The sequence below is a fragment of the Paenibacillus zanthoxyli JH29 genome (assembly GCF_000520715.1).
Lineage (GTDB): Bacteria > Bacillota > Bacilli > Paenibacillales > Paenibacillaceae > Paenibacillus_AQ > Paenibacillus_AQ zanthoxyli.
Genome location: NZ_ASSD01000201.1, coordinates 1 through 6271, shown reverse-complemented (window position 1 = coordinate 6271; position 6271 = coordinate 1). Strand labels below are relative to the sequence as shown.

Genomic DNA, 6271 nt, shown 5'->3' with positions numbered 1-6271 from the left:
CGACTGATATCGTCCTCTGCTGCACTTGTTGAACACGACGTCGGCTGCGGCTTCATTTTTCCCACCTCCTTAAAGTAATTGAGGAGTTGTACTCCCTTGCGCATACTTCGCATCATTCTCCGTGTCGGAAGCATGCGCCTAAGTTTTGCGGAGCGTCAGTTGTTCAATGTTTCACAACCGGGTTCCTAGGGTGAGATCCAAGTAGGTTATTTGTTAGTTAATCTACATCCGACATGTCAGTTTTCCTGACCTCAACCTTGCTTGGAGAGCTTTGTTGTACACTCATCATATTTTCAATCCCGTATATCGTCAATTAGTGTAAACAAGAAAATTTAAGGTATTTCCACGTGTTTGCAGTTTCGTCAAATCATATGTTAGATTATATAACATTCACGTCCCATGTTTACGTTTTCATATCCCGTTTTCATTGAAAATCAATGTCATTTTACCCCCCTTTTACAGTGGCTTAACTGAAAGAATTCTCTACATGTATCCCCTTGTTCTGACAAAAGGAATGTCGATTCTAGTGAAATAAACTCTAAATTATAGAGAGGATGATTGAAATTCCCCGCTGTTGACAATGTTTCTCAACTAATATATGATCTTTCTAGGCATAAACTAAGTAAACCGAATATCCCGTAAAGGGGAGTAGCTGATAAATAAAGTCGTCAGTACGAGAACGTAAGCGTTTCTCCGGCTTTATTGGCAATATCATATTGTTAGCGAGACCTTTACCATTCAGATTGATTCTTTTTTTGAATTCAATCTGTTTGGTAAAGGTCTTTTTTATATACTTTTGGGTCATTATAAACGCGAGGGAGGTAACAACAATGGATTTTGGATTACTATTAGAGTATGGCTGGGTACTGCTTGTTCTTGTGGGGCTGGAAGGGCTGCTCGCCGCGGACAATGCACTGGTGCTGGCAATCATGGTGAAACACCTTCCTGAGGAGACGAGGAAAAGGGCGCTCTTTTACGGGCTGTTCGGGGCATTCATCTTCAGGTTCGGCTCGCTGTTCGTCATTTCGTTCCTGGTGGACATCTGGCAGGTGCAGGCGATCGGAGCGCTTTATCTGCTCTTTATCGCGGCCAACCACATCATCCGTAAAATCATTGCTTCGAAGAAGCCGCTAACGGAAGAAGCCGCAGAAAGCGGCGCAAAGGAAGACGCTGACAAAAAGAAAGGCGGTTTCTGGCTGACTGTCTTCAAGGTGGAACTGGCGGACATCGCCTTTGCCGTCGACTCGATTCTTGCTGCGGTCGCTCTGGCCGTTGCGCTTCCGCCAAGCGGTCTTCCCGCAATCGGCGGGCTCGACGGTGGCGTGTTCCTCGTTATTTTTGCCGGGGGGTTTATCGGACTTGTTATCATGCGCTTTGCCGCCTCTTTCTTCGTCAAGCTCCTTCATTCCCGTCCGGGACTTGAGGTCGCAGCCTTCGTTATCGTCGGCTGGGTTGGCGTCAAGCTGGCTGTCATTACACTTGCGCATCCTTCGCTCGGTATATTATCCGAGGATTTCGCGCACAGTACCTTGTGGAAGGCGACATTCTATATCGTCCTTGTCCTCATCGCCGCCATCGGCTGGTTCATGAGCAAGCATACTGCCGAAGAGAACAAAGGTGTAAATCCGGTTCGCGAATTGGATAAGCAGCTTGGTAAATAACAGACTTTCAAAATTAGTCGACAAAAACAGCCCGTTTTCGCCGTAATAAGCGTAAACGGGCTTGTTTATTAAATAACCCTATAATTTAGATAAACCCCTATATGGAAGGAATTCATCTATAAACCAGAAGATGTGAGGTGCGTGTGATATATACGTGAGTTGTTTCAACTCGCTGGACCCTATGAAAACCTTATCCCAGTGCCGATGCTTTAATCTGCTTACTGCGCAGTTGTCCGCAGGCCGCATCAATGTCCGTTCCCTGCTCCAGACGGGTGCTGACGCTCACACCCTGTTTTTTCAGCGTATCGAAGAAAGCCCGTACCGTCTCCCGGTCGCTGCGCTGATACTGGCTGTGCTCATCCACCGGATTATACGGAATCAGGTTCACGTTAACGTGCGGGCCATAATCGGCAATCAGCTTGGCCAGCTCAAGAGCATGTTCCTTTTGATCGTTCACATCCCGCAGCAAGATATACTCTAGCGTCGTTCTCCGCTTCGTCTTCTCCAAATAGTACTCAAGCGCATGCAGCAGCTTCTCGATCGGAATGGCACGGTTGATCTTCATGATGCGGGTGCGAAGCTCATTATTCGGCGCATGCAGGGAAATAGCCAGATTTACCTGAAGGTTGCGGTCCGCAAATTCAATAATTTTGTCCGCAAGACCGCTGGTCGAGACGGTGATATGCCGTCCGGCGATGTTCAGCCCCTTCTGATCCTTGATTATCAGCAGAAAATCTACCATATTCTCGAAGTTGTCAAACGGCTCTCCAATGCCCATGACGACAATGTGGCTTACCGCTTCTCCCTTACCCATACGGTCCAGATACAACTGCACCTGCATGATCTGCCCCACAATCTCCCCGGAACTCAAATCCCGGCTCTTGGACAACAGCCCGCTTGCACAGAAGCTGCACCCGATATTGCAGCCGACCTGGGTCGTTACACAAACGGCCAGCCCGTATTTTTGCCGCATCAATACCGTCTCGATCAAATTCCCGTCCGGCAGCCGGAACAGAAATTTAACCGTGCCGTCTATCGACTCCTGCTTTACATGCTCGGTCAAGGTCCGGATGGAAAAATGCTCGTCCAGCTGCCGCAGGGCGTCCGGATGCACATCTTCCATTTGCGAAAAATCCGTTACCCGCTTTATATACAGCCAATCCCACACCTGCAGAGCCCGGAATTTACGGTGTCCGCGCTCAAGCAGCCATGCCGCCAGCTGATCAAAGGTCAATCCATAGATGGAAGTTTTGCTCATGATTTATCCTCTTTTCAAGGCTTCCGCAAAGCCCGTCATTCAATATGCGGCTGCATAAGCCGTAATCGTATCTTATTGTCCCAAATTTTTTTAATTAAAACAAGAGGATTCTTATAGAAAAAAGCCGTCCGGCGAAGGCGAATTCCCTCCGCTGAACAGCTTAGAGCTTTACACTTGCTGTACTTAGTAAATAGGCTGCCCGATAGCCTGATCCGTCTTGCCCTGGAGTTCCACCAGCTTCAGCATTACCGTGGCCGCCTCGGCCTTGGTTACGGTGTCAGCCGGATTAAACTTGCCGTTCTCTCCCTGGAGAAGGCCAAGCTTCACAGCGACCGCAACTTCGCCCTTGCGGGTGATCGAGTCCGCGTCCCCAAATTGGGCCAAGGCCGGATCAGCCTGCAAGAAAGCTGAGATCTTGTTGTATTTGACAATGGAAGCCAAGAGCACCGCAAAACCTTCGCGTGTCAGCTTGGCGTCCGGCTGGAATGTGCTGCCTGGATCAATCCACTGGTTCTGCACAGCGTAGGAAACCGCATTATAATACGGGCTTTCCGGACTGACGCCAGCTACCGGCTTTGGTTCGGTTCCGTTATTATAGCCCTCAAAATAAGGCGCAACCGCCTTGGATATCCAAGTCAGCCAGTCTCCGGCGGTAATCTCGGAATCGGGATTCACTTTACCATCCTGATCCGGCACGAGAATATTGTATTTCACCAATGTCGATAGCGCCTGCTCGGCCGAATGTCCTTGAATGTCGGAAGCGGAGGCTGCTTTCTGCAATTTGCCGGGCACCTGATACTGTGAGGTCAGTTTGCCGGTAACCGCATCAATGACTTGCGGGACGTTGGCGGAATCTTCAAGTACGGGCGAATATACAAGCTTGATCTTCGGCTTAGTGTAACCGGCAATGGCGTAGCCTCCGAAGCTTCCATACTGCAGCTTCACCTTATAGCGGTCAAAAATCTGAGTCCGCGCCTCTGCCTTCGTAACCTTCACTGCGGACAGGTCGACCCCCGCTTTTCCAAGGTCCGATGTCCGAGGAACGATATAGGTCTTAAGTGCTCCGGTATGGTCGATCCCAAGCGTCAGACCGCCATCGCTAACCGGAATCCCTTTATAGAAGCGAAGGAATCGGAAGGTGAAGCCCGCGCCTTCGCCGGCGGTATTTCCCCCCTCGACCAGCTTCAGATTGCCGGAGGCGTTAGGATACAGAAGGTTAATCAAGGCGAGCGCTTTATTCTTGGCCTGCTGCAGCGTCGCGTTAGCTTCCTTGCCCTTCGGGTTGTTCGCTTCCTGAGCGGCAGGCGGGACTGGATATTGATTTTCATGGATACTCAGAATTTCTCCGGTAACAGCGTCAATTTCGGCGTAAGTTTGAGAGGGGAAACCGGCGCTGAGAGACGAGTTATCCGTCCAGTTCAGCCTCCAAACCTTCCGGCCCGTATCCGCATAATCGTTACCAAGCGAACTGGATACCAGCTTTCTCGCTGCAGGAATGGAAACGATCTGCTTCACCCGCTTGGCCGCTTCATCGCTCGTCATTTCTGTGGCGGCCGTTCTGGGAGTAAAGCGGCTTGTGGCCTGAGGAACATCACTGTATACGGAGGCTGTGACCGTGCTTTCCGCGCCAAAGGTATCCAGACGATCACCCGTAAGGGCATCGATAGTATACAGTGCCCGCTCGGTCGGCCGCCAGCCCAAGATCCAGCTGTTGCTGCCGCTATTCTTATAGACAGGCATATAAGCAAGCTCCACGTCAAACTGGTCACTGAACGTCTGCTCCGCCTTGGTCTGCGTGATCGACGCGGCAGCCGCCGGGTAGTCCCAATGCTCCGGTGATTTGTTGAACTGTCTTACACTGCCGTCCGCGTCGACAACCACGGTGACATTTTCAAATGGGGAAGTGATGCCGTTCTTTGCAACGTTAAAAGTAAATCCGTATTGTACGGGACCGAAAAGTGCGGGATTACTCAAATAATCATTGCCATCCTGCAGTTCCAAATCGTTAATCGAAAGAGAGGGGACCGCTTTGGAGATAAAAACCTTGGCTTTCTCCAGCGCCTGTTCCCTAGTGATCTCGGGTGGATAATAGCTTTGGTTCTGCTGCCGGTCCGGAAAATAGAGAGATGAACTGATCAAATCTCCGTTAGCGGCATCCACCTGGCTGCTAATGCCATAGTTGCCGTTTCCCTTCCGGTAATTCCATTGAATGTTCCATATCATCTGATTGGATGGTGCGGGATACATATTGCTAACACCCAGTTCTACACTCGATACTTCCGCATCAGCCAAAATGGGTAATAACTCTCTCAGCTTGGAAATCGCCTGCTCTTTCGAAAACTTGGCCTTGGCAGGGTCTGCTTCAGCTGCCTTCGCTGATTCCGCAGTATTCTGGGCTTTGTCCGCAGCCACCTTGTAAGAGACGGGCTGGGCTACGATGGTACCGGAAGAAGAGGCAGCAGCGGCCAATCCTGCCGGCATCGCAAGAGTGAATGCCACCATTCCGGTTAATGCGGATTTTACCGTGAAGCCTGGCGTACGGGTATGCTTTTTCCTCAAAGTCTCATCCTCCTTTTTAAATTCTTGTAATTATAAAGATATCTTCATTTATTTTCCATATCAAATATCTCTTGTTCACAGAAAAAACCTTCTATCACCCGTCATCAGGCAAAAGAAGGCTTATCGAGATGGTGCAATTCGCAAAGTACGGCCTTGGATCGCGATCAGGACCTCCGCCATTTCATAAAGATACGATCCAGCACATCAACCAGCAAAAAAAGAATAAAGCCAACAAGACTGAACAGCAGTATCCCCGCGTACATTCCGGGGTAGTCCAAACGCTGCCATGAATCCATAATGAAAAAGCCCATTCCATGCTCCGTTCCGTAAATCTCGGTAAAAAACAGCACTGAAATGGCGGTACCGAGTGAAATACGGACCGTGCTGAGAATGACCGACAGCGCCCCAGGCAGCGTCACATGCCAAAATTTATGCAGTGCGGTTGCTCCGATGCTGGACAGTACCTCGTAGGCGCTGCCAGGGATCGCCTTTACACCGTCGCGTACGGAGATAATGATCTGAAAGATCAAAATCAGCATGATCATTAGTATTTTGGAGATTTCCCCCAGTCCGAAAAACAGCATGACGACGGGCAGCAGGGCGATTTTGGGAACGGGATACGTCAGATAGACGACAGGGTCGAGCAGTCTGTTCCAAAACTTTGAACGCCCCATGAGAAGGCCGAGCAGCAGGCCGAGCAGAAGCGCCAGCAGCATTCCGGCAAATACGCGGTACAGGCTGTATCCGATATTCAGGCAGCACGCCTGTTGATTACCCAAAATAAGGAATAACA

At 49.9% G+C, this 6271-nt stretch carries 4 protein-coding genes; 1 reads left to right on the top strand and 3 read right to left on the bottom strand.

Going from position 1 to position 6271, the window contains the following annotated elements:
* Window positions 1-830 precede the first annotated feature (830 nt).
* Window positions 831-1661 carry a TerC family protein gene (locus tag L691_RS0107865; protein WP_025689841.1) on the top strand — a complete coding sequence of 277 codons (831 nt, stop codon included), beginning with the start codon at window positions 831-833 and terminating at the stop codon, window positions 1659-1661.
* Between the two features lie 190 nt (window positions 1662-1851).
* On the opposite strand, the gene rlmN is transcribed toward L691_RS0107865, so the two are convergent.
* The 3 genes from rlmN to L691_RS0107850 all read right to left on the bottom strand — a co-directional run.
* Entirely contained in the window at window positions 1852-2919 is a 1068-nt protein-coding gene (gene rlmN, locus L691_RS0107860; RefSeq protein ID WP_025689840.1) for a 23S rRNA (adenine(2503)-C(2))-methyltransferase RlmN, read from the bottom strand.
* Window positions 2920-3102: 183 nt separating this feature from the next.
* On the bottom strand, window positions 3103-5478 hold the full coding sequence (locus L691_RS0107855) for an S-layer homology domain-containing protein (RefSeq protein WP_025689839.1): 2376 nt from the start codon (window positions 5476-5478) through the stop codon (window positions 3103-3105).
* 164 nt (window positions 5479-5642) lie between these two features.
* The coding region (locus tag L691_RS0107850) for an ABC transporter permease (protein WP_025689838.1) at window positions 5643-6271 on the bottom strand (629 nt) is incomplete at its 5' end.

Bases quoted from the DNA above. Each gene is read 5' to 3' on its own strand.
- rlmN (WP_025689840.1), bottom strand. From the start codon at position 2,919: ATGAGCAAAACTTCCATCTATGGATTGACCTTTGATCAGCTGGCGGCA.
- L691_RS0107865 (WP_025689841.1), top strand. From the start codon at position 831: ATGGATTTTGGATTACTATTAGAGTATGGCTGGGTACTGCTTGTTCTT.